Source organism: Pseudoalteromonas sp. NZS127_1, assembly GCF_015864295.1.
GTDB lineage: Bacteria > Pseudomonadota > Gammaproteobacteria > Enterobacterales > Alteromonadaceae > Pseudoalteromonas > Pseudoalteromonas arctica.
Genome location: NZ_JADYXO010000005.1, coordinates 80,815 through 105,890, shown reverse-complemented (window position 1 = coordinate 105,890; position 25,076 = coordinate 80,815). Strand labels below are relative to the sequence as shown.

20 protein-coding genes are annotated in these 25,076 nt (G+C 40.0%); all 20 read left to right on the top strand.

Annotated features, from left to right (window positions below; translation table 11 throughout):
* Position 1: 1 nt before the first annotated feature.
* Positions 2-904, top strand: coding sequence for an ExeA family protein (locus I6F50_RS06850; RefSeq protein ID WP_007586321.1), 903 nt, complete (start codon positions 2-4; stop codon positions 902-904).
* On the top strand, positions 901-2,043 hold the full coding sequence (locus tag I6F50_RS06845) for a tetratricopeptide repeat protein (RefSeq protein ID WP_024594460.1): 1,143 nt from the start codon (positions 901-903) through the stop codon (positions 2,041-2,043). The genes I6F50_RS06850 and I6F50_RS06845 overlap by 4 nt, the downstream gene beginning before the upstream one ends.
* The gene (locus tag I6F50_RS06840) at positions 2,040-3,767 is read left to right on the top strand and encodes a GspE/PulE family protein (protein WP_024589866.1); all 1,728 of its coding nucleotides are present in this window, start codon (positions 2,040-2,042) and stop codon (positions 3,765-3,767) included. The genes I6F50_RS06845 and I6F50_RS06840 overlap by 4 nt, the downstream gene beginning before the upstream one ends.
* Positions 3,754-4,974 (top strand): type II secretion system F family protein, encoded by a 1,221-nt coding sequence (locus tag I6F50_RS06835; RefSeq protein ID WP_010553774.1) that lies wholly within the window; start codon positions 3,754-3,756, stop codon positions 4,972-4,974. Before I6F50_RS06840 ends, I6F50_RS06835 begins: the two co-directional genes overlap by 14 nt.
* 1 nt (position 4,975) lies before the next feature.
* The gene (locus tag I6F50_RS06830) at positions 4,976-5,560 is read left to right on the top strand and encodes a Tfp pilus assembly protein FimT/FimU (protein ID WP_165728125.1); all 585 of its coding nucleotides are present in this window, start codon (positions 4,976-4,978) and stop codon (positions 5,558-5,560) included.
* Between the two features lie 22 nt (positions 5,561-5,582).
* Positions 5,583-6,110 (top strand): prepilin-type N-terminal cleavage/methylation domain-containing protein, encoded by a 528-nt coding sequence (locus tag I6F50_RS06825; RefSeq protein WP_010553772.1) that lies wholly within the window; start codon positions 5,583-5,585, stop codon positions 6,108-6,110.
* A gap of 10 nt (positions 6,111-6,120) precedes the next feature.
* Positions 6,121-6,612, top strand: coding sequence for a type II secretion system protein (locus I6F50_RS06820; RefSeq protein WP_197119278.1), 492 nt, complete (start codon positions 6,121-6,123; stop codon positions 6,610-6,612).
* Positions 6,599-7,135: a type II secretion system protein gene (locus tag I6F50_RS06815; protein WP_165728127.1), complete on the top strand. Its 537-nt coding sequence runs from the start codon at positions 6,599-6,601 to the stop codon at positions 7,133-7,135. The genes I6F50_RS06820 and I6F50_RS06815 overlap by 14 nt, the downstream gene beginning before the upstream one ends.
* Positions 7,135-7,974, top strand: coding sequence for a type II secretion system protein J (locus I6F50_RS06810; protein ID WP_165728128.1), 840 nt, complete (start codon positions 7,135-7,137; stop codon positions 7,972-7,974). The genes I6F50_RS06815 and I6F50_RS06810 overlap by 1 nt, the downstream gene beginning before the upstream one ends.
* The gene (locus I6F50_RS06805; protein WP_197175780.1) at positions 7,964-8,455 is read left to right on the top strand and encodes an agglutinin biogenesis protein MshP; all 492 of its coding nucleotides are present in this window, start codon (positions 7,964-7,966) and stop codon (positions 8,453-8,455) included. The genes I6F50_RS06810 and I6F50_RS06805 overlap by 11 nt, the downstream gene beginning before the upstream one ends.
* Positions 8,452-12,192, top strand: a complete 3,741-nt coding sequence (locus tag I6F50_RS06800) for an H-type lectin domain-containing protein (protein ID WP_197175778.1) — start codon at positions 8,452-8,454, stop codon at positions 12,190-12,192. Before I6F50_RS06805 ends, I6F50_RS06800 begins: the two co-directional genes overlap by 4 nt.
* Positions 12,193-12,313: 121 nt before the next feature.
* Positions 12,314-14,362: a formylglycine-generating enzyme family protein gene (locus I6F50_RS06795; RefSeq protein WP_197175776.1), complete on the top strand. Its 2,049-nt coding sequence runs from the start codon at positions 12,314-12,316 to the stop codon at positions 14,360-14,362.
* 134 nt (positions 14,363-14,496) lie between these two features.
* On the top strand, positions 14,497-15,540 hold the full coding sequence (locus I6F50_RS06790) for a rod shape-determining protein (RefSeq protein WP_007586338.1): 1,044 nt from the start codon (positions 14,497-14,499) through the stop codon (positions 15,538-15,540).
* Positions 15,540-16,382, top strand: coding sequence for a rod shape-determining protein MreC (mreC, locus tag I6F50_RS06785; RefSeq protein WP_197175766.1), 843 nt, complete (start codon positions 15,540-15,542; stop codon positions 16,380-16,382). Before I6F50_RS06790 ends, mreC begins: the two co-directional genes overlap by 1 nt.
* The gene (mreD, locus tag I6F50_RS06780) at positions 16,375-16,854 is read left to right on the top strand and encodes a rod shape-determining protein MreD (protein WP_007586341.1); all 480 of its coding nucleotides are present in this window, start codon (positions 16,375-16,377) and stop codon (positions 16,852-16,854) included. The genes mreC and mreD overlap by 8 nt, the downstream gene beginning before the upstream one ends.
* Positions 16,854-17,423: a nucleoside triphosphate pyrophosphatase gene (locus I6F50_RS06775; protein WP_197175764.1), complete on the top strand. Its 570-nt coding sequence runs from the start codon at positions 16,854-16,856 to the stop codon at positions 17,421-17,423. Before mreD ends, I6F50_RS06775 begins: the two co-directional genes overlap by 1 nt.
* Before the next feature lies 1 nt (position 17,424).
* Positions 17,425-18,897, top strand: coding sequence for a ribonuclease G (rng, locus tag I6F50_RS06770; RefSeq protein WP_197175762.1), 1,473 nt, complete (start codon positions 17,425-17,427; stop codon positions 18,895-18,897).
* The gene (locus tag I6F50_RS06765) at positions 18,897-22,754 is read left to right on the top strand and encodes a YhdP family protein (RefSeq protein WP_197175760.1); all 3,858 of its coding nucleotides are present in this window, start codon (positions 18,897-18,899) and stop codon (positions 22,752-22,754) included. Before rng ends, I6F50_RS06765 begins: the two co-directional genes overlap by 1 nt.
* Positions 22,751-23,590 carry a carbon-nitrogen hydrolase family protein gene (locus I6F50_RS06760; RefSeq protein ID WP_197175758.1) on the top strand — a complete coding sequence of 280 codons (840 nt, stop codon included), beginning with the start codon at positions 22,751-22,753 and terminating at the stop codon, positions 23,588-23,590. Before I6F50_RS06765 ends, I6F50_RS06760 begins: the two co-directional genes overlap by 4 nt.
* On the top strand, positions 23,587-25,026 hold the full coding sequence (gene tldD / locus I6F50_RS06755; RefSeq protein WP_101163214.1) for a metalloprotease TldD: 1,440 nt from the start codon (positions 23,587-23,589) through the stop codon (positions 25,024-25,026). Before I6F50_RS06760 ends, tldD begins: the two co-directional genes overlap by 4 nt.
* Positions 25,027-25,076: the final 50 nt, after the last annotated feature.

Genomic DNA, 25,076 nt, shown 5'->3' with positions numbered 1-25,076 from the left:
TATGTATTTAAGCTTTTTTAATTTAAGTGAAATGCCTTTCACATTAACCCCTAACACACAATTTTTTTGTGCACTTGAACCGCACCACGAAGCGATGCAAGTGCTAACAACAGCCATTGAAATGGGTGAAGGGTTTATTAAAGTCACCGGTGAAGTTGGGACAGGTAAAACGTTGCTTTGTAGAAAGCTATTAAACCAACTTGAGCCAGATTACATTGTGGCTTATTTGCCTAACTCTTATTTAAGCCCTGAAGAGCTTAGATGGGCGATTGCAATTGAGCTGGGTATGGATGTAGATAAAGCATTGGATCAACAAGCACTAGGGCAGCTTATAAATCATCACTTACTCGACTTACAAGAAGATAATGAGCGCGTAGTGCTTTTGATAGATGAGGCGCAATGCTTGAGTTGGGAGACACTAGAGGCGCTTAGATTATTTACAAACTTAGAAACAGAAAGCGAAAAGTTGATTCAAGTTGTGTTATTTGGGCAACCTGAACTTGATGAAAAACTGGCAAACAATAAAGTAAGGCAGTTACGCCAACGTATTAGTTTTTCGTATAAGTTACGGGCGATGACTGGCGCTGAGGTTGTTTATTATATTAATCATCGCTTACAAGTTGCAGGATTTAATAGGCCTCCTTTATTTAATAATAGTATGGGGCTTAAGATTGCCAGAGCAAGCCGTGGAATTCCTAGGTTAGTTAATATTTTATGCCACAAAGCACTATTACAAGCTTATGGGGAAGGGTTAAATACAATAACAAATCGCCATATTCAGCTTGCCATAAAAGATACCGAAGACTGCGCAAAATATCGAACCGGTCAATATTGGAGCTACAGCGCGTTAATGTTTAGTGTTTTAGCTATTGCTGCCATATGGGTATGGAGGCAGTGGTTATGAGCGTTATAAATAATATGCTTAAAAATATTGAGCAACGTGAAGCTAAACAAGTGAATATTCAAGAAGGTATAAGCGTAAAGCCAATATATGATGTAAAAAACATTGTATTTAAAGCCGCAATTTTACTTATTATGCTAAGTGTCATTTTTTTAGCATACCTGTATTTACCGACCGCCGACAAAAAAGAAACTCAACGTGAGTCTGTTTTACCACAGCAAAAAATGGTCGCGGTTTTGAGCTCTAATTTATCTGATTCTCAAGATGAAAAAAGCACTGTAGAGCCTTTAGTTGAGCAAGAAGTTGTGAAGAAGGCTGTGCAAGTTGAGCAAATAAAACCGGAAGTGAATGATTTAGCTGAATCCAAGTTGAGTGAAGCAACATCACTGGTTTCTCAACCAACGGCTGAGCCGGTTGTAATTGCCGAGGTTAAACAAAGCCCTGCACTAGCTAAAGATAATATGTTAGTGGCTAGCAAAGTTATTGTCAGCAAGCCAAAAACTACTTCAGTGACTAAAACTAAGCCACAAAATACTATGATCAAAAGCGCAGCAGAAACTAAGTCACCACAGGCTTTATTGGTCGAGCAATTAGCAGCAGCTAAACAGGCAATACAGTTTGGCTTATACAATGAAGCTATTAGTGATTTAAACATTATTTTAGCGCAATCGCCTTTACATGTTGAGGCCCGAAACTTACTGGCTGCAACTTACTTTAAACAACAAGATATAAATTCTGCGCAACAGGTTTTGCAATCAGGTATTCGCCAAAACCCTAACGTACTTGAATGGCGTGTAATGCTAAGCAAAATACTCATTATGCAACAACAGTATGAAGGAGTATTACTGCTTTTAAGTGATGAATTTGAATCCCAGGCGAATCTAGATTTTTGGGTGCTGCAAGGTACTGCTGCGCAAAGTGCGAGTAAGCACCATAAAGCACTTGAAAGCTTTAAACATCTTACACAGCTCCAGCCTAGTCAAGCCAAGTGGTGGCTTGCACTTGCAACCTCAAAAGATGCACTGGGAGAGTACCTCGATGCTAAACAGCTTTATAAAGTAGCTCTAGATTTAGGAGGGTTAAATACCGCTATGACCCAGCATGCATTACAGCGTTTAGTTGCACTAAAGGAGGCCGTATGAGACCTAGTTTAAAAATGCGCTTAGGCGATTTACTTGTCCACGAACACATGATCACCGAAGCGCAACTAAGTGAAGCATTAAATGTTCAAGCTGCAACGGGCCGTAAATTAGGTTCGACACTTATTACACTTGAGTTTATTAGTGAGCCACAATTATTACGCTTTTTAGCGCAGCAATTACAGGTACCTTTTTTAGATATATCACAGCGAAAAATATCACACGATGTATCTAAGCTTTTATCTGAGGTATATGCGCGTCGTTACAGAGCACTAGTAATCGAAGACAATGGTGACTCTGTTTTGGTCGGGATGAGCGATCCTGCTGATTTAAGGGGCCTTGATCAACTTGCGACTATGCTTGCTCCTAAACGAATAGATTTAGCTGTTGTACAAGAAAGCCAAATCATGGCTGCGTTTGACAATGTATATCGCCGCACAGATGAAATTACCAACTTTGCAGCACAACTCCATGAAGAATATCAAGACGTAGAAGAATTTGATTTAAACTCTTTAGGTGATGAGACATCCGATGCAACCGTTGTAAAGTTACTGCAATCAATATTTGAGGACGCTGTGCAAGTTCGCGCATCTGATATTCACATTGAGCCAGATGAAGGTTTGCTTCGCATTCGTCAACGTGTAGATGGAATATTACAAGAGCACACTCTTAACCAAGTAAAAATAGCATCGGCACTAGTGCTACGTTTAAAGCTTATGTCAGGATTAGATATATCTGAAAAACGCCTCCCTCAAGATGGCCGGTTTAATATAAAAGTGCGCAGCCATAGTATTGATGTGCGCCTATCTACCATGCCGGTTCAGCATGGTGAATCAGTTGTAATGCGTTTGCTTGATCAATCTGCAGGATTATTATCGTTAGATGAAACGGGTATGCCGGCACACATATTAAAACGTGTGCGCAGCATTATAAAACGTCCACATGGCATGGTTTTAGTTACTGGGCCAACAGGCTCGGGTAAAACAACCACACTTTATGGTGCATTAAGTGAGTTAAACCAACAAGAAAGTAAAATTATTACCGTAGAGGATCCCGTTGAGTATCGTATTGGCCGTATTAACCAGGTACAAATAAATAATAAAATAGGGCTAAGTTTTGCCAGTATTTTACGGACCGCTCTAAGGCAAGATCCTGACATTATAATGGTTGGCGAAATGCGTGACCAAGAAACCGTAGATATTGGATTAAGGGCCGCTTTAACAGGCCACCTAGTACTATCAACGTTACATACCAATGATGCAATTACCAGCGCTATGCGCTTAATCGACATGGGTGCACCGGCTTACTTAGTCGCAAGTTCACTGCGAGCGATTATTGCTCAGCGATTAGTAAGGCGAGTATGTAATGACTGTAGAGTACCGTACTTGCCAGATCGCCAAGAAATAAGTTGGTTAAAATATTTAGGCGAAGAGATTACAGATGCTCAATTTTCTAAAGGGCAAGGTTGCACAGCATGTAATCACACTGGTTATAAAGGACGTGTAGGTATTTTTGAGTTGCTCGAAATGGATGATGCAATGATGGATGCCTTACGAGTTAACGACACACAAGGTTTTGCGAAAGCCGCTAAAAATAGCGCAAACTTTTCGCCACTCTCAGCAATGGCATTAAATTACGCTAAGAAAGGTATTACCTCTTTAGATGAAGTATTTAAAGTGGCTGAATATATCCCAGAAATAGTAGGGGATATTGATGCAACTATATAGCTATAAAGCGAAAGACAGCAAAGGTGTATTGGTAAAAGGCCAATTAGAAGCGAGTAACCAAGCTGGCGTAGCTGATAGTTTAATGAAGCGTCAATTTATACCAATATCAATTTCTTTAGTTGAAACAAAAAATAATATTAAAATTTTTGATAATTTATTTGTCGAAAAAATAACGCTAGACGACATGATTATGTTTTCTAGACAAATGTATTCGCTACTAAAAGCGGGTATTCCAATTATACGAGCAATGATTGGATTGGCAGATACAACACAAAATAAAGAATTTAAAAATGTATTGATGGAAGTTACCAGGCAACTTGAGCAAGGCCGCGACTTATCCAGTGCAATGGCAATTCATAACGAGGTATTTAGCCGCTTAACCGTGTCAATGGTAATGGTTGGTGAAGGTTCTGGCCGATTAGAAGATGCATTTTATCAACTCGCTATTTACTTTGAAAAAGAACAGGAAACTCGCAAACGAATAAAAGCAGCTATGCGCTACCCTACTTTTGTTATTTTGGCTCTTGTAGCAGCTATGGTTATTTTAAATATTTTTGTAATTCCTACCTTTGCTAGCATGTTTGCCAAATTCGATGCCGAATTGCCGTTAATGACTCAAATATTAATTGGTACTAGCAGCTTTTTTGTTAATTACTGGTGGTTATTGTTGGTAATGGGTATTGGAGCGGTATTTGCGTGGAAGCGTTATTTAAATACAGATGCCGGGCGCTTCAAGTGGGATCAATATAAATTAAAAATTCCATTTATTGGAGATATTTTAAAACGCACATTGCTTGCGCGCTACAGCCAAAGTCTAGCTATGGTATTGCGCTCTGGCGTACCTATGACCACGGGGTTATCGCTAACAGCGCATGCCGTAGATAATAGCTATATGGAAAAAGCGATTATAACTATGCGCCAAGATATAGAAAAAGGCGATAGCTTACTTAGAGCCTCAAAAAGTTCTGAGCTGTTTTCTCAGCTTGTATTACAGATGGTCGCCGTAGGTGAAGAAACAGGCCGGGTTGATGAGTTACTTCAAGAAGCAGCTGATTATTATGAGCGTGAAGTTGATTACGACCTACGTAGTTTAACCGCCAAAATAGAACCTATTTTAACTGTGTTTGTTGCCATTATGGTGCTGATTTTAGCATTGGGTATTTTTATGCCGATGTGGAACATGATGTCGGCAATTAAAGGGAATTAAGGTGAACACAACCACAGCTTACTCAAAAGGTTTCTCATTATTTGAGTTAGTTATTGTTGTTATTTTACTGGCAGTAATTTTGAGCTTTGCTATACCTCAATATATAGGTATTAAAAATCAAGCGCATAATGCAAGCGTAGATGCTATTGCGGGTAGTTTTTCATCGGCTGTTGGGATGGTTAGAGGTCAATGGGAGTTAGAAGGGAGGCCAAATAGTAAGTCAAATAAAACATTTGTTAATTATGGAGGAGTAATAGTTGGTGTTGATGGATCGTTAGGTACACCAACGAGTGACGAAACAGAAAAAAAAGATACTCGTGCAGAGTCTATAAATGCTCATAAATGCCGCCAAGTATTAAATGTAATTTTACAAGATGCACCAAGTAGTACCTCAAGTAGTGAAATATCGATAATAAAAAGTGTAAGTTTTTTAGTTAGGTACAATGCAGAAAGTACGCAATGCGTCTATTATTTAACTCATACCATTGATATTAAAAGTATACCTACCAATACGGGTGAAATATCAGGTTTAACAGGTTTTTCATACTTTGCTAAAACAGGCAAAGTAAAAATATTTAAAAACTAAGTAATTAAAAAGAGGCTTATTTATGAAAACGCAATCGTTAAAAAGTTTACCAATGAATAAACAAGCAGGTTTTACACTTGTTGAATTGATCATCGTAATTGTTATTTTGGGCATTTTAGCTGTTACTGCAGCACCTCGTTTTTTAAACTTGCAAGGTGATGCAAATGCTTCAACACTCGAAGGCTTACAAGGGTCGATTCGCAGTGGTATGAATATTGTAAATGGTAAGTCTATTATTGCTAGTGATCACAAAAAGGCAACGGCTACAGTTACTGTAGATACTGGTGTACCAGTACCTACTGTTTATGGTTACCCAGCAGCAACACTTGCTGCATTTGAAGCATTTTTAGATGTTAGCTTTGCTCCATCTACAGCACCAGACACAGATGACTTTAATATTGATGCGACAACAACAGGAACAGTTATTATATACCCTAATAGTTACATTGCTGATGATGAGTGCAGAATTGAATACATACAAGCAACTGCAACTACAGGGCCTGTTGTAGTAACGGCTCCTACAATTAATATTTTTACTGATGAATGTTAATTAATATTAAATGATAAGCAGTAGTAAGCAACGATTGCGTGGCTTCACACTCATTGAGTTAATTATTACTCTAGTGATATTGGGAATACTGTCGGTAACGGCAGTTCCCAAATTTCTGGGCAGCTCAACAGAAGATGCATACTCATATCGAGACCGTACTTTAAATGCACTGAGAACAGTGCAGTTACGTGCAATGCAAAATACAGCGACAACAAGTTGCCATACGCTTTATATAACCTCCACACTTATTGCTCCCCCCACACCTGATACATGTATCGGTGGCGCAGATACCAACAACACCGTTCATTTAGTGGTACAAATAAACACGCAAAGAAGTGACATAACATTTAGCGCTTTAGATAGTAACGCGAATATTTTTACCCAAATTAGTTTTGATCCTTTAGGTAAATCAAATCAAACTTGTACTACGCAGTGTCGAATAGACGTTGGATTAGCTGGCGTATGCATAAGTGGTGAAGGGCTTATATATGCGTGCCCTTAAAGTAAAAGGTTTCACTTTAATTGAGCTTATTATTGGCATAGTCATGTTTGCTATTGCATTAAGCATTATTACCGCGCTCATTGCCCCGCAAGCAAAAAAAAGTGCAGAGCCAATTATTGCTTTAAGAGCCTCTGAATTTGGTCAATCACTAATGAACGAAATTCAAAGTAAATCGTTTGATGAGCACAGCGATAGAAGCGCTCCTTTTAGGCGTTGCGGCGAAACAACTTTGGGTGCAGAGCCCTGTACAGCAGCAGGCGATTTAGGCACCGACTCAGAATCTCGAACTAGTTATAACGATGTAGATGACTATATTGTACTTTCTAACCAACCTATTACTAATAGCTTAGGTGAGGTGTTAAGCGAATACAGTGACTTTAACTTAGTTATTACAGTCCAGTACGATAGCGACTTTAACGAATTGACCATCAACGATGGCACAACCTTTAAGCGTATTACTATTGAAGTAACATCACCCTTAGGCGAAGTTTACGGATTTAGTGCATATAAAGGGAATTACTAATGCAAAGAGCTAAATACCAAAATGCATTTACCCTTATAGAGCTATTACTTGTCATGGTTATTATTGGTGTTTTAGCCGTAAGTGCATTTTCGTTTATTGGTGCTGGGGTCAGCATTTACTCACAAGGTATTGAACGCCAAGAAGCAGTAGCTCAGGCCCGCTTTTTAATAACGCGACTTAGTAAAGAGCTTCGCCACGCTACGCCAAACTCATTAAGGCTCTCTTGCGATAACAGCACTAGCGGAGCATGTAGTGCTCAGCAGTGCTTAGAATTTACGCCGTTTTTATCAGCGACTCACTATACAAATTACCTACCTACCGTAGCGCCTTTTAATGTTAGCGCTGTTGATTTTGAACTTAATAATTTAACGCAGCCGCAAGCTGGAGATTGGGCAACTATTTACCCATTAAGCAGTGCTGATATATATGATGAAAATAATAGTAAGCGCTTGCAAGTATCAGCATTTAATAGTTCAGCGAGCGAAATTGATGAGTGGCAATTTAGTAAAGCATTTGCCCAAGAGTCGCCGAGTAAACGCCTTTATTTACTTTCAGAACCGGTAAGTTTTTGCGTTGAAGGGCAGTATTTATATAGATATACCAATTACGGTTTTACTATTAATCAATTAGATGCCGTGAGCTTACAAATAAGCAGTGGTGTTAAACGTGATTTATTAGGTATTTACATTGCCAATAATTTAGCGAGCGATTTATTTTTTACTCTTGATGCGCTCTCCTTACAAAGAAACGCTGTGCTTAATGTGAATGCGCAAATGCAATTTAACGATACTGAAGTAATGAACTTTAATCATGAGGTACATATTCCTAATGTACCTTAAAAAAAATCCTCACGGAAAAGCCTTAGTCAGTAAACAAAAAGGGAACTTAATAATTGTTTCTTTGGTAATTATTGTTGCTTTATTAGCACTAGGATTAGCATTAGTTAAAGTGCTTTCTGGTGCATCTCAACAAAATACAATTGAGTACTATGGGGCTCGCGCTTTTATGGCAGCACAAAGCGGCCTAGAAAGTGGTTTAACGCAACTATTTCCAATAAATAGCTCAGTTCAAAGCTGTACATCAGTTACTACTGATTTAACCTTCCAAGCTGCATATTTAGCTAACTGTAAGGTCGAAGTGAATTGTAGCGAATATATAGGCTTACCCGATAGCAGTACGGCGAATGGACTTGTGAATATATATTATCTACAAAGCAGTGCAACGTGCGCCGCAATTGATTGCCCTGCAGGGAGTAGCTGCAGAAAAGATTATTGGCAAACACAAAGAACGCTCAGTGTGGAGGCTAAAACTTTACCATGATGAAAAATGCATTAGTCATTATATTTTTTAGCTGCGTGTTGCTTTGTAATTACGCAAACGCGGTACCGCCTAAAATTGAAGGGCGCTATATTGAGCTGCAAGACACATACACATCACCTATTTGGACAAAAATAAATTTTCAACAGCAATACATAACACCTCCTGCTGTTTTTATGCTCTCAACAAACCAAGGCGGAAACCCCGCAATAATAAGAATACGTAATATAACCACAACCAGCTTTGAGGCACTACCTCTTGAGCCTTCGGGTGAGGATGGTGAGCACGTTACGATGGGAGCTCATTATTTGGCTGTTGAATATGGCGTACATGAGTTTCCTGATGGAACAATCATGGAAGTAGGAAGTACCGATTTATTATTAGAGCTACAGTATGGTCCTAAGTCAGGCTTCTCCCCATTTACGCCAAAAGGTTATAAACAGTTAATCTTTGCTGAGCCATTTTCACAAAGGCCGAACTTTTTCCATTCATTACAAACGCTCAACAGCATAGATAGTAATCCACCTACTCAAGCATTAGTGCCTTTTTTGACCGTTGCAGTAGAAAGTAATTCTTTATCTGCTAGCGGCGTTAATATTGCTTTAGAAGCATCTGAAACAGCACTTGGGCTTATAAAAACCGAAACTGTTGCCTATATGGCCGTAGAGCCTGGAAGTAACCGCGTATTTACAGACGATAATGGACTTGAAGTGTCCTGGGAAACTTTTTTCACAGGCTTTGAAATTGACGGCTGGAGCAATGGCTGTAATTACTTTAGTTTTACTAATAATTTTAGTGTGGCTCCGTTAGTTGTAGCAAGTAAAAACTCACGCCAAGAAGATGATGGCGGGTGGCTACGCAGCTGTAACCTAAGGACCGACAGGTTAGGGCTTGTTGTTGACGAAGATCGTGATGGCGATAACGAGCGCCGTCACGTAAACGAGGAAGCATCAATACTCGCCATGACCAGTACCTTTGTATTTAATGGTGATATTTTAGATTGTGATACGTTATTCCCGGGCGCTATTTCTACTTATAATAATGGAGAGGTACAGTTGGTTCAGGGGGTAGAAATAACAGATGGCAATGCGCAGTTTGTCACAACCACGAATTTAATTTCTACAGCGCTGACGAGTCCTCCTTTATGTAATGGTCAGGCGTGTGTTGCTGGTGGTTATAACTCTTTAGAACCTAATCAAGCGGCGCAGGTGCCAACGGTTACAAATGATGGTAGCTCAACAGGGCCCGTACCTACTTCTTTAGCTGGCGACTATTATTACGATGAGTTGCAGTTAAGTATGCTGGAAACTGAGTACAGAGTAACAGCGCCTACACGTATTTTTTTAAAAGACACAACCTCACTTCTATCAACTTCATTTTTGAATATAGGTAAAACAAATATAGTAGTAGAAACTGGCGCGTACTTGGCTATTTATGTGGATGGTGCGGTTGCTATTGCAGCCGATGCAAATATTGCGGGCTATATTGTTGCAACTGGTGAGGTAAGAATCGCTCAAAATGTAACGTATCAGGGATCAATTACATCGGCTACTCAAATTATTACCGAAGGGAGCTCAACGTTTGACGCTCTACCAGTACCCGAAAGTATCCCTGGTTTTTGTGGTATTTATACACCAGAAACACTGGATCATTATCGTTTAACAATAAGCGATAACAAAGGTCTAACGTGTGAAGCTAAAGAAATGACACTAACAGCCTGCGCTAATGATGCCTGCGATTTATTATTTGCGGAACCCTCTAGTTTAAACCTTTCTCCAGATAATAGTGGTCAGCAAAGTTGGGTTACGGGGGAGAATATTAATTTTACAGGATCAGCGGTTGTCGAATTTGCTAAACGCACCACAGGCAGTGTTACATTTGGATATAACACTGCGGATCCTTCTGCACCTCTTCGTTGTTATATCGGTGGTAATAATGTTGGTTTGAGTGGCTGCAAAGTTACGTTTTCTGATGCTGGATTTATTTTTAATAATGATACAGATGGAAATACTACAATTCCTACTCAGTTATCAGCAAAGCCTTCAAATACTGGATTTAATGCAAAAGCGCTATCTATTCAAGCGGTAAAAACAAATACCACTACGGGCGTATGCGAAGCCGCATTTCCCGCCGGTGGTGATGTAAGCTTAGATTTATCGTATACATGCAGTGCTGGTGCAAGTTGTTCTGATACGGTTTCACTTAGTAACAACAATAATACCTTTGCGGTCGAGCAAGCAGCTAAATCGTTCACGCTAAACTTTGATAGTGAGTCTAAAGCCCCGATTGTTATAAATTATCCCGATGCAGGAAAGTTGAGTTTAAATGTAAAAACCAACTTAATTTTAGATCCAATTACTAACCTGTCAGTAAATCTAACAGGTAGTTCAAATGAATATGTTGTAAAGCCATTCGGATTAGCGATGGAAGTTGCAAGTGATGGTTATGCAGCAAACGCTAATGGGAGCTTATTTAGGTTAACTGGCGAAGCATTCGATTTAAAAATGAATGCGGTGCAGTGGCAAACAGGGCAAGACACTAACAACGATGGCTTCCCAGACAACTACAGCAATATTACAAATAACATCATTGCCAAGCATTTTATGACAGAGCAACCACTTGTAGAGGCATTACTTAAAGCGCCTACGCCAGGCATTCAAGGTACGCTTGAAGCGATGAGCACTGTTGCCTTTAATGACACAGGTAGTTTGAGTGAATCCGTATCGCAATATAATTACGACCAAGTTGGCATCATTGATTTAACAGCAGGCCTTCAAGATGCCGATTATTTTGGTGTGGGAGACGTAAAAGGTGAGCTATATAACGTTGGTCGTTTTGCACCTTCGCAGTTTCAGGTAGTGGGGGTTCAAGCCGCCGCGCAATGCACGCAATACGGCAGTAATTTAACTTATCTTGATCAGCCTTTTGAACTTGGCTTTACAGTACAAGCACAAAATCAAAATGGTGAGCTAATGGCCAATTATAAAGAGGGCTTTGATAAGTCCAGTGTAGCCATCAATGCCGAAAATAATGAAATAGCTAACTATGTACCCGCAACTAATTTTGCTAGCCGCTTAGTAAACCTAGGAAATAATAACTGGGGAGAGATAAGTGACGGCCAATGGCAAATGAGCCAAATAAATACCACACTTAAAAGATTAGGTGTAGGGCAACCAGATGGGCCATTTGCCATGGTCAGTTTGATGGCAACGCTTTCTAACATAGAAGGGGCAACACTAATTGATGCAAATGATAAACCTAATACACAAACAGCATGCTCGGGTGGTTGTAATAGCGTACGACTAAATGCATTGCCAATAGAGTTTAGGTTTGGACGTTTAGTCCTTGGCAATAACGCAGGCTCCGATCTCGACCCTTTACTTATTCCTATGCAGGCTCAGTATTACAACGGCAGTGGATTTGTAAATAACGCTGAAGATAACTGTAGTGTATTTGATCATACCCAAATTACTCAAATATCACCTAGCAGCCCACAATTAACCTATAAATATGGGACTGGTGTATCTGGCCAGCTAGAAGCGGGAGTATATCCGCCAGATAACGGTATTTATGCACAGCCAAATGGTTTGGGTGAATTTACCTTAGAATATAATACTTATGATTGGTTAAAGTGGGATTGGCAGGGCGATGGAACACAGCTTGATCCTCGTACTATTTTACAATTTGGACGCTTTAGAGGAAATGATCGGGTTATTTACTGGCGTGAAACACGCGAATAGTTGTAAACTAATATAATAATTGAACAAAGCTTGTGTTTTGTGCTGCAAGTACATAGCATAAGGCTTTAATTATAAAAAATAATAACGACCAAATAATTGCCGCTTTTTGGGACTGGAATATATGCGAATTACTCCTTTATCTCTGTTAATTTCAGCTAGTTTGTTAGCTAGTAGTGCATTTGCACAAGACACAGCTACAGTAACTGGAATTGACTCAGAGATTAGTGTTAAACAAACAGAATACGATAACTCGACAAGAATACTTGAAAAACATCTTAAAGAAGAAAGTCAGTTACAAAATCAACTAGAGCTACTTCGTTCTCGTTCTACTGAGCTAGATAAAGAAAAAAACCAAGCGCTCGATGCGATGAACGAAATGTACCGTCGTTTAATTGACGATCCCACTATTAATATTAGTGCGGCTCAATCACGCTATCAAAAAGCGGTGATTGATCATAAGCAAAATAAAGATGATATTTCTATGCAGTTGGCGGCAATTGCATCCCACCGTAAAGACATAGAGCAAATTCGTGTTGCTAAACATGCGCTTTTAAATACGTTAGAAAGTTTAAAAGAGCAGTTAACAACAGCCCGAGTAGAGCGTTTACGTAACGAGTTTACACGTGAAGGCACACTTGAGGTTAATCACACTATTAACTGTAAGCGTACAGAAACGCTAGCAGCGTGTGAGCAACGCGGTCAACAAATGGGTCTACAAAAAGCGACTAAACGCTTTGTTGATCAAATATTTGCAAACTTAACAGAAGAACGCATTGTTGAACCAAAGCGTAATTTGGCGGGCGCTCAAGTACAAATATTAAGTAGCCACGTGGTTAACAGTGCATTTAGTGGCCAGGGTAACTACAACGTTAACTTAAGTGTAACCATGCGCGGCGAAGTTAACAGCAGTCGTTTATGTAGCTTATTAAGTATAGATAACCGCTATTGTTCTGAGTACGGCACTCCGCTTACCGCTGCTTATCAACCCGCTTATGGCACAACATTTACTGATAGTCAGTTAACATTCAGTAATACCAAGGATAATGCCAACACAGTATCGGTTTCTCGTTTAAATGAGCAACCAGTACGTGATTATTCAATTAAGTCGGCACCGGTAAAAAGAGACTACTCTTCTATTGCCAATAAAAAGCAGGATCAGTCTGTAGAATTAACACTACGATCTAATGTTTATGACGATGAAGTGTTTATTGATGGTGTTAGCTTTGGTTCTACACGCTTAATAACGCGTTTACCGCGTGGTGTTCACAACGTTGAAATACGTAAGTTAGGTTATAAACCTTACCAAGCTCGTGTTGATTTAAACAAAGCACAAACAATTAATGCAAATTTAGTAAAAAAGCCTAAGTCGATTGCTGCACCGACCTATACTCGAGAGCAACCAGAAGTAACAGCACGCAAAGTGAGTGAAAACGTTAATGTATTAAATGCAAACGTAGAAACCCCAGTTGTGGTTATTCCTGCAGGCAAATTTAAAATGGGCGATATTAATGGCAATGGTTTAGCCAATGAGCGCCCAGTTATTGAAAAAGTAATAGCAAACTCTTTTGCTATGCAAAGCAAAGAAGTAACCGTAGGTGCCTACGAAAAGTTTGTAGCAAATACAGGTTATAAAACCCAAGCGGAAAAAAATAAAGGGTGTGCGTATTATTTAAATGGCGAACCAGTATGGGAAGCAAATTTAAATTGGCGTAATCCTGGTTTTGAGCAAGGCAGTGACTTTCCTGCGGTATGTTTAACTTATAACGACGCAAAAGCTTATGCTGAGTGGTTATCGGGTCAAACAGGGCAGCAATTTCGTTTACCGAACGAAGTTGAATGGGAATACGCAGCACGCGCTGGAACCGAAACAGAATACCCTTGGGGTAACGAAATTGGTAAAAACCTAGCTAACTGTGGTTGGTGTGGTAGTGAGTGGTCAAACAGACGTGCCTCGCCAGTAGGTTCTTTTTCTCCAAATGCATTTGGATTATACGATACCGTAGGCAATGTATGGGAATGGACCGATAAAGAATCAGGTGAGTCTGATGTAGCAGTAAGAGGCGGAGCGTGGAACTTTGCACCAAGCCTTGCTCGCGCATCTACGCGTTTAATTTTAGCGCCTGATTTTAGATCTAACTACATTGGTTTTCGATTAGTTCGCGAACGATAAAACTTAATTAAGGAAGCTTTGCTTCCTTTTTTCACAAATTCACAAAGGCGCTGCGCTTTATATTGCTCATATAGTTGAGCATGTTAAAGTGAGGCAGCTAATATAAGAACGTATTTCAAAGGTCATCCAGCCTCATGTTTAAAAAACTCCGTGGTATTTTTTCTAACGATCTATCGATCGACTTGGGTACAGCCAATACCCTAATTTATGTAAAAGACGAAGGCATTGTATTAAATGAACCTTCTGTTGTTGCTATCCGCCAAGAGCGTGCTGGTGGGCCTAAAAGTGTTGCGTCTGTAGGTACAGAAGCAAAGCTTATGTTAGGCCGTACACCGGGTAATATAAAAGCGATTCGTCCAATGAAAGACGGTGTTATTGCTGACTTTTTTGTAACAGAAAAAATGTTACAACACTTCATTAAGCAAGTGCACAACAATAACTTTATGCGCCCAAGTCCGCGTGTACTTATTTGTGTACCGTGTGGTGCTACTCAGGTAGAAAAACGTGCAATACGTGAATCTGCAATGGGTGCTGGTGCTCGTGAAGTTTACTTAATTGAAGAGCCAATGGCAGCCGCTATTGGTGCAGGCTTACCCGTATCAGAAGCAACCGGTTCTATGGTTGTTGATATTGGTGGTGGTACAACTGAAGTTGCTATTATTTCACTTAACGGCGTTGTTTACTCATCATCAGTTCGTATTGGTGGTGATAAGTTTGACGAAGCTATCATTAATTATGTACGCCGTAACTTTGGTAGCTTAATTGGTGAAGCAACAGCCGAAAACATCAAGCATCAAATTGGCTCTGCGTTTAAAACCGATGAGCCAATCGAAATTGAAGTGCGCGGTCGTAATCTTGCAGAAGGTGTTCCGCGTTCATTCACACTTAACTCACATGAAATCCTAGAAGCGCTACAAGAGCCGTTAATGGGTATTGTGAGCGCAGTAATGGTTGCACTTGAGCAATCACCACCAGAGCTGGCATCAGATATTTCTGCGCACGGTATGGTACTTACTGGCGGTGGTGCGCTACTAAAAGATTTAGACCGCTTATTAATGGAAGAAACGGGTATTCCGGTTGTTGTTGCTGATGATCCACTTACGTGTGTTGCACGTGGCGGCGGTAAAGCACTGGAAATGATCGATGTTCATGGTGGTGACGTTTTTAGTTACGATTAATGAAATTAATGTTTGGACGCACAGTCTCTTTGCAACTGCGACTTTTTGTCGCAGTGCTTTTGAGTATCGTACTCATAGTTGGAGACAGATATACGCAAGGTGGTACCGTTGTTCGTACCAGCCTTAATACCTTAGTTAGCCCACTAATTTATGTTGCTAATTTACCCTACGAATTATTTAGCTTAAGTGCTAAAAGCCTGCATACGCGGGATCAACTTCTTACCGAAAACGAAGCGCTGAAAAAAAAGCAAATGCTACAAAGCGAGCAATTGCAGCAGTATCAATTTTTAGCTAGAGAAAACCAAAAACTACGCGCCTTATTAGGCTCATCGGCAAAGCAATCAAATCGTAAAATTATTGCTCAGGTACTTTCTGTGCACTCAAACCCGTATAGCCATCAAGTTGTTATAAACCGCGGTACCACTGACGGGCTTAGTGAAAGCCAAGCCGTAATTGATGAAATGGGTGTAGTAGGGCAATTAACTAAAGTAGGCTCAACAACGTCACGCGTATTACTCATGACCGACACCACGCATGCTACACCTGTGCGTATACTTCGTAACGATGTACGAACCGTTGTTGAAGGCATAGGTAAAATTAACGTAGTTAAGCTCTCGCATGTACCTCACAGCTTAGATGTACGCATTGGTGATGTACTTGTTACATCAGGTTTAGGTGGCACATTCCCTGAGGGATATCCGGTAGCTGTAGTAACCGAAATAAACCGTGATGAAGGTCGTCCATTTGCACAAGTTTTTGCAGAGCCTATTGCGCAATTAGATCGCATTCGTTTGCTAGTTATTTTATGGCGTAATAAACAGGAGCAAATCAGCGATGATTAACCGTTATTCATTGTTAATTGCGCTAAGCATCTTTTTTGCGTTAATAATGGCATTAATGCCACTGCCATTTTCGTTTGAACCATTTAGGCCTGACTGGGTTTTACTTGTACTTATGTATTGGTCACTTGCAGTACCTCATCGATTAAATATTGGTACGGCTTGGGTTGTTGGCTTATTAATAGATTTAGCATCTGGCTCACCGCTAGGTGTGAACTCGCTTACATTTTCAATATGTATATTTGTAACTGCGAGTAATTTTCAAAAAATTCGTAACTTTTCGCTTTGGCAGCAAAGCTTATTAATTGGTTTGTTTTTAACGCTTTATCATTTAATGCAGTTTTGGCTAAATCACTTTTTGCTAGGTGTTTACTTTAATCCACAGTACTTATGGCCAGTAGCAACCGGAATGGTTAGTTGGTTTTGGGTCTTTTTATTACTTCGTAAATATCGCAGACATTTTAGGATCAGGTAATGACTACCGCAGTATATTTGGCATCAGCCTCTCCCCGTCGTAAAGAGTTATTAAGCCAATTAGGTGTCGAATTTACACAATTTAGTGTTGATGCAGATGAAAGTGCACTTCCAAATGAACAACCTAGAGCACTTGTTGAGCGTTTAGCGCGCTTAAAAGCTCAAAGTGGTGTAGAGCTTGGGTATACAGATCGCCCTGTACTTGGTAGTGATACAGTGGTTGTTATCGATAACGAATCACTGGGTAAACCACGCGATAAAAACGATTTTACAAATACATTAAAACGCCTGTCAGGTAACACACATCAAGTACTTACCGCTGTAGCATTTGCGACGCAAAATGATGTAATTAGCTGCGTTGTAAGCACTGACGTTACTTTTAAAACCTTAACAGATGAAGAAATTAATGCCTACTGGGAGACGGGTGAGCCACAAGATAAAGCCGGCGGATATGGTATCCAAGGTTTAGGTGGTCGCTTTGTAACTCATATTGCGGGTAGCTATTTCTCCGTTGTAGGCTTACCTTTATATGAAACCGAACAATTATTAAAAACATTCTTAAGAAGGTAACATGAGTACAGAATTACTGATCAATGTCACACCGAGCGAAAGCCGTGTTGCCCTAATAGAAAACGGTGTACTACAAGAAATACAGCTAGAGCGAATTGGTAATCTAGGTATTGTAGGCAATATTTATCTAGGAAAAATAAGCCGTGTACTTCCGGGTATGCAGGCTGCTTTTGTTGATATCGGCCTAGAAAAAGCCGCATTTTTGCATGCATCCGATATTGTAAATAGTGCCTCTATTGTTGAAGGCGTAGACGACGTACCAATAAAAAAAGTACAAGATATTAGAGAGTTAGTTCGTCAAGGCCAATACATTATGGTGCAAGTGGTAAAAGATCCGCTAGGCACTAAAGGCGCAAGACTCACCACTGATATAACGATACCTTCTCGCTATTTAGTATTTATGCCAGATGCGACCCATGTCGGGGTTAGTCAGCGTATTGAAACTGAAGAAGAACGCTCACGCCTTAAAAAAATAGTCGCAGAATATGGCGACGAAAATGGCAGCTTTATTGTACGTACTGCTGCAGAAGGCGCTAGCGAAGCTGAATTACGACACGATGCCGGTTTTTTAAGAAAACTATGGGAAAAAATAACATCACGTCGCAAAAAAACCAGTAAAGCCAGTATCCTACACGAAGATTTAACGCTTGCCTTTAGAACCCTACGTGACTACGTAGGTGAAGACATGGAGCGAATTCGCGTTGACTCTAAACTTAGCTATGAAGAACTAAAGTTATTTACAGAAGAGTTTGTCCCGCAGCTTTCCCAAGTACTTGAGTACTATCCTGGTGAGCGACCTATATTTGATTTGTTTGACGTTGAAAACGAAATTCAAAAAGCACTGCATCGCAAAGTTACCTTAAAATCGGGCGGTTATATAATTATTGACCAAACTGAAGCAATGACGACTGTTGATGTTAATACCGGTGCATTTGTAGGACATCGTAACTTAGAAGAAACCATTTTTAATACCAACGTAGAGGCAACCTCTGCAATTGCTCGCCAGCTTAGGCTGCGCAACTTAGGCGGTATTATCATTATCGACTTTATCGATATGGTAAGTGAGGATCACAAGCGCCGCGTATTGCATTCTCTTGAGTCAGCACTCGCTAAAGATCGCACTAAAACGAATATTAATGGGCTTTCAGCACTTGGACTTGTTGAAATGACGCGTAAACGTACCCGCGAAAGCTTAGAGCATATTTTATGTGATGTATGCCCTGCGTGTTCTGGTCGTGGATCGCAAAAAACAGTTGAAACAGTGTGCTACGAAATACTGCGTGAAATAGTACGCGTTAATCGAGCATACGCTGCCGATAAGTTTATGGTATATGCAGCGCCAGCTGTAAGTGAAGCCTTACTAAACGACGAGTATCATAACCTTGCCGAGCTTGAACTATTTATTGGTAAGCAAGTCAATATTCAAACGGAGAGCTTATACAGCCAAGAACAGTTTGATGTGGTAATGATGTAATGAAAGCAAAAACGGTCTGTTTTTTTTGTTTTAGAAAGTTATGGCAGACCTGCGCCATAATTTTGGTATTACTGGCCGTTATTGTTTCAATTTTAAAATATACCCTCCCGTATGCAAACGAATACAAAGGTAATATAGAAAGCTATTTACACGAAAAGTTTCAAATAAGCTTATCTATAGGTGAAATATCAGCAAGTTGGCAGGGTAGTGGTCCTGCATTAGTACTAGAGAATTTATCGTTTAAAGATAACGAAACTGCGCCAATATCACTCACCATTGCCAAAACTAGCTTAGAGCTAAACTTATGGGAAAGCTTAAAAGCACTGCAATTTAAATCCAATTATTTTGTTATTAATGGTTTTCATACCAGTGTAAATATTACCAACTTGTTTAAAACCGGTGATAACGACGAAGTCTCTTTTGAACAAAAAGAGTTAATAGAAGAATTGTTTTTAGGTAAAACAGGTCACTTTGCAATAGAAAACTCTAGTATTAACTTTATTTTAGAAGACGGTAAAGAACGTAAGTTACTCCTTAAAAATATTGTTTGGCAAAATGACGATGAGCAGCATCTTGGCAGTGGTAGCTTAGCATTGCCGGGTATTTCGGTCGGTGATTTTGATGCGCGCATAGCACTCACTGGCGATACCTTAGAGCAAGTTGCGGGCGACATTTATGTGCAAGCAAATAAGGTCGATGTATCTAACTGGTTTGCACAATATATTAATACCGAAAAACAACAACTGCATAGCGACATTAATTTACAAGCATGGTTAAAGCTAGATAAAGGCCTTGTAAGTGATATAAAAATGCAATGGTTGCCAAGCTTTGTGCGCTGGCAGCGAGAGAATCAAAGTCAGCAAGTTAGTTTGAGTGAAGGTGGCTTTCACCTATATCCAGATCAAAATAGCTGGCACTTAAAAAGTACCGGTTTAACATTTAATAGTAACGACAAAATATGGCCAAGTTTAGAATTTGAAGCTCAGTTAGGGCCGCAAAATAAAGTGTGGCTTCATCAAGTCGATTTTGAATTACTCAGTAACCTAATGGGACTCAGTAATTTTAATGCACTTGAACCCTTTTTAGAGCGTCACCCTAGTGGGCAAATAGATCACGCTTATTTAAATTTCTCTAATATAGATCAATGGCAATTATGGTTTGAGGCCGACAATATTGGCTGGCAAGAACTAAACTCGGTGCCTGCAGCACAAGGGCTTAGAGTAGATGGTTTACTTACTCAAAGTAATGGGCGAATAAATTTATTTGGTGAAAATGGTACATTGATCACAGGCGAAAGCTTTAGTAACGACATAAATTATAATCAATTAAATGTAGAGCTAGATTTAGCTAAGCGAGACGACGGCTGGCATATAAGTAGTGATAATATTTGGTTTGATAATAACGAAATTACTGTTGCTGCAGAATTACAAATTAGCCTCACTGACGATCCCCGTTTAGATCTTTATGCTGAAGCATTCGCTGCAGATGCAAAAATTGCAGGTCATTACTTTCCACTAAAAGCAATGAGTCCAGATTTAGTGAATTACCTAAATGGTGCTATTAAAGGGGGCGAAATATCTAAAGCACAAGTGCTATTTGCAGGGCCGCTTTCAGGTTTTCCATTCACCGATAGCAGTGGCCAGTTTGATGTATTGGCGCAAATAGATAACGCAACGTATCAGTTTGATCCCGAGTGGCCTGTGGTAACTAATGCCAATGTGCAACTACATTTTGCTAATGAGCGTATGGATATTTATAGCCAGCAAGGTAAGTTGGTTAATTTAGATATTGGTAATAGTGTACAGGTAAGCATTGCAGATTTAATGCATGCTGATGAACTTATTGTGCAAATTGATAAAAAAGCACAAATGGAAAAGTTACATGACTTTTTTGCAGCCACCCCTATTGCCAAACCTCTTGCTGAAATTTTTAAAGTTGTGCAGGGCAAAGGCGAAGCCGATGCCAGTATTGAGCTTTTAGTAGGCTCAAAATTTAAAGGCGGAGCCAGTGTTAGTGGCAAAGTTAATTTAAATGATTTACCTGTATTTATAGCAACGCCAGGTATTGAGCTTAAAAACTTAACTGGTGAGCTTAATTTTAAAAACGACAATATCACGCTTAAAAATGCGACTGCGAAATGGTTGGGTATGCCGCTAAATATTAATTACAGCAGTAAAAGTGATGCAAAAAATTACCAAGCAAACATAGATATAAACGCCAAAATTGACGCCGATACACTAATAGATAGTGGGCAAGGTATATTAAAAAATTATTTAAGCGGCCAGAGTGATGTTGATATTGGCTTGGTACTTAATTTTGAAGAACAAGGTTTTAATTACCGCGCCCAAGTTACCTCTGAGTTACTTGGCTTAACGAGTAACTTACCCGCACCTTATAATAAAAATAGCGAACAAGTGTGGGCGCTTGATGCAGTAGTACAAGGTGATAAAATATCTAACTTAATTACCGCAAACGCCAACCAGCAATTTTATTTTAATGCTATTTTAGAAAATGGAAAATCACAGTTTAGTAATGTTCACTTTGTGCTCGGAAAACAAGATTTAGGATTAAACCAAAAAGACTTAAGCGTAAATATAAACCTTGAACAGAGTGAATTAGTGCCTTGGTTTGATCTAATTGATCAAATAATTAAAGCTGGTAAAGCAAATCCAGATAAAGAATCAAAAGGGATTATGCCACCGCTTAATGAGGTGGTTGCAAGTATAGGTATGCTTGATGCGAGTAACATCATTTTTAATGATTTTGAAATGCGTTTAGCGCCATCAAAAGACGATCTATACCTAAAGTTAAATGCTAAAGAGCTTAGAGCAGGGGTTTTTATCCCTACATCACAGCCGAGCCAGCCCATACGAATAAATGCCGATTATCTAAGGCTCAACTTTGCAAAAAAAACCGAGCAAGCACTTGAAATAACAGATGTACTTCCTGAAGAAGACTTGAACTGGCTTACTAAAATACCTGCTATTGAGTTTGAATGTAGTGATTGCAAAATAGATCGCTACCAACTTGATAAAGTGAGTGCGTCGCTATTGGGTGATGGCGAGCGTTTATCAATATCACAACTTGTGGTCGATAAAGGTAATCATGTACTGCGCACTAAAGGGCAATGGAAAAATGGCTTAACAACGTTAAGTGGCGAGCTTAAAAGTGATGATATAGGCGCACTATTTGGCGAGTTTGATATAACCTCTGCGATTAAAGATTCAAAAGCCGATCTAAATTATGATCTTACTTGGCAAGCAGCCCCTTACAATTTTGATGTGAAAACCTTAAGCGGTGAGGTTGATTGGGATTTAGGAGAAGGTCATTTAACTGAAGTTAGCGATGGCGGTGCTCGCGTATTTTCGTTACTGAGTCTTGATTCATTAGTACGCAAGCTCAAACTTGATTTTAGAGACGTATTTTCAAAAGGCTTTTTTTATAACAGCATGCAAGGCTCTATGCAGTTAGAAAACGGTATCGCTTACACTAAAGATACCAAAATGGACGGCGTACCCGCCGATTTAACCATTAAAGGCTATGCAAATTTAAACACGCTAGATATAGATTATGACCTTGCTGTTGCGCCGCAGGTAACCTCGAGTATTCCTGTAATAGTTGCATGGATGGTAAACCCAGTAACAGGGCTTGCTGCCTTAGCAATTGATAAAGTGATTCATTCTGCAAGAGTGATCTCAGAGATCAATTTTAAAGTGACGGGTAAAATGAACGATCCTATTGTTCAAGAACTCGATAGAAAAAGCCGTGAAGTTACGCTACCTCAAGCTGCGCAAAATCAGCCACAAGCATCAGTCGATTTAAAACTTAAAGATGCACAAGTAACAGTAACGCAATGAACAAAACTGAAATACTAAGCACACCCACAATAGTTGCCCTGCAAATGTGTTCAGGAGTAAACCCTGATGACAATATAGCAAGCTTAAAGCGCGCACTTAAAACTCTTCCAGCAACAAGGCCATTACTTGTTTGTTTGCCTGAGGCTTTTTTAGTGTTTAGTAAAAGTGGTAACGATACTTTAGAAGTCGCAAAGCGTATTGAGCGCTATAAACAACAGCTAAGTACATTATGCCAAGAGCACAATATTTGGTTAAATGCAGGCACAATGCCTGAGCCATTTAACGAACATAAATATTATGCAGCGTCGCACTTATATAATAATCAAGGCGAGCTGGTTGCAACGTATAACAAAATACATTTATTTGATGTAAACGTAGATGACAAAACAGGTAGCTACCGAGAGTCGGATTTTACCCAGGCAGGTAGTGATGTGGTTGTTGTTGATTCTCCCTTTGGTAAAATAGGCTTAACAGTATGTTATGATCTGCGCTTTAGTGGCTTATTTAACGAACTAGTACGCCAAGGCGCCGATATTATTTTAGTACCCAGTGCATTTACAGTCGTCACAGGGCAAGCGCATTGGCAACCATTATTAGCAGCGCGCGCCATAGAAACACAATGTTATGTAGTTGCAGCGGCTCAACACGGTACACATGAAAATGGCCGACAAACATATGGCCACAGTATTATTATTTCACCTTGGGGAAGTATCCTGAGTGAATTGCCAACAGGCACCGGTTTTATAAGCTGCAACGCAGATTTAGACCAGTTACAAAAAATTAGACGAGATATGCCCGTGCAGTCTCATCAACGATTTAGAGAGCATTTATTATGAATTCGGTTGAACAGCATTTACTACACGACAGCCAGCTAAATAGAGAAGAGCTCGAAAAAACGCTCGCTTACATACATCAGCATAAAGTGGATTACGCCGATTTATATTTTCAATCAAGCCACCACGAATCATGGGTGCTTGAAGACGGCTTAGTTAAAGAAGGCTCTTATAACGTTGAACGTGGCGTTGGTGTACGTGCTGTAAGCGGCGAAAAAACAGGTTTTTCTTACTCTGATGCAATAAACCTCGAAGCGCTAAATAAAGCGGCAACAGCAGCACGTAGTATTGCAGATGCCGGCGAAGATAGAGCGATTAAAGTATTTAGTGATGTTAAAGCTAAAGAGCAGTTTGCACCGCACCAGCCAATTTCGAGTATGAGCGATACCGACAAGGTGAGCTTATTACGCGAACTTGAAAACTATATTCGTGAGCTAGCACCCGATGCAGAGCAAGTAATTAGTTCAATGTCAGCGGTTTACGAAGAAGTATTAATCGCAGCAAGTGATGGTACGTTTGCCACCGATATTCGCCCGCTTATTCGTTTAAACTGCTCAGTACTGCTTGAAAAAAATGGTCGCCGTGAACGCGGTGGAGCAGGCGGTGGTGCACGTTTAGATTATGGTTACTTTAAAGAACTTGTTGACGGTAAACCGCGTTGGATGGAATTTGCCGAAGAAGCAGTACGCCAAGCTAAAGTGAATCTTGAGGCTATTGATGCCCCTGCAGGCACGATGGAAGTTGTACTTGGTAATGGTTGGCCTGGCGTGCTTTTACACGAAGCGGTAGGGCACGGACTTGAAGGCGACTTTAACCGCAAAGGCGCGTCTGCGTTTAGTGGTAAAGTGGGCCAAAAAGTAGCATCTGAGCTGTGTACAGTTGTCGATGATGGCACAATGGCCGATCGCCGTGGCTCACTTAATGTAGATGACGAAGGCACACCAGCCGCTTACAACGTACTCATCGAAAACGGTATTTTAAAAGGCTATATGCAAGATAAGCTAAACGCGCGTTTAATGGGTGTAAGCCCTACCGGTAACGCACGCCGTGAGTCGTATGCACATTTACCAATGCCTCGCATGACTAACACCTACATGTTAGGTGGAGAGCACAGCCAAGCCGATATTATCAGCTCAGTTAAAAAAGGGGTATTCGCGCCTAACTTTGGCGGCGGACAAGTTGATATAACCTCAGGTAAGTTTGTATTTAGCGCATCAGAAGCGTATTTAATCGAAAATGGTAAAATTACCCAACCAATTAAAGGCGCAACGCTTATTGGTAACGGCCCAGAAGTAATGCAGCAAATATCTATGGTTGGTAACGACTTAGCGCTTGATAAAGGTGTTGGTGTTTGTGGTAAAGATGGTCAAAGCGTACCCGTAGGCGTAGGCCAACCAAGCCTTAAAATTGATCGGTTAACAGTCGGTGGTACAGCTTAAGTATTACTCAAGCGCGAAGTAAATTCGCACCTACGTGCTTGATGTTTATT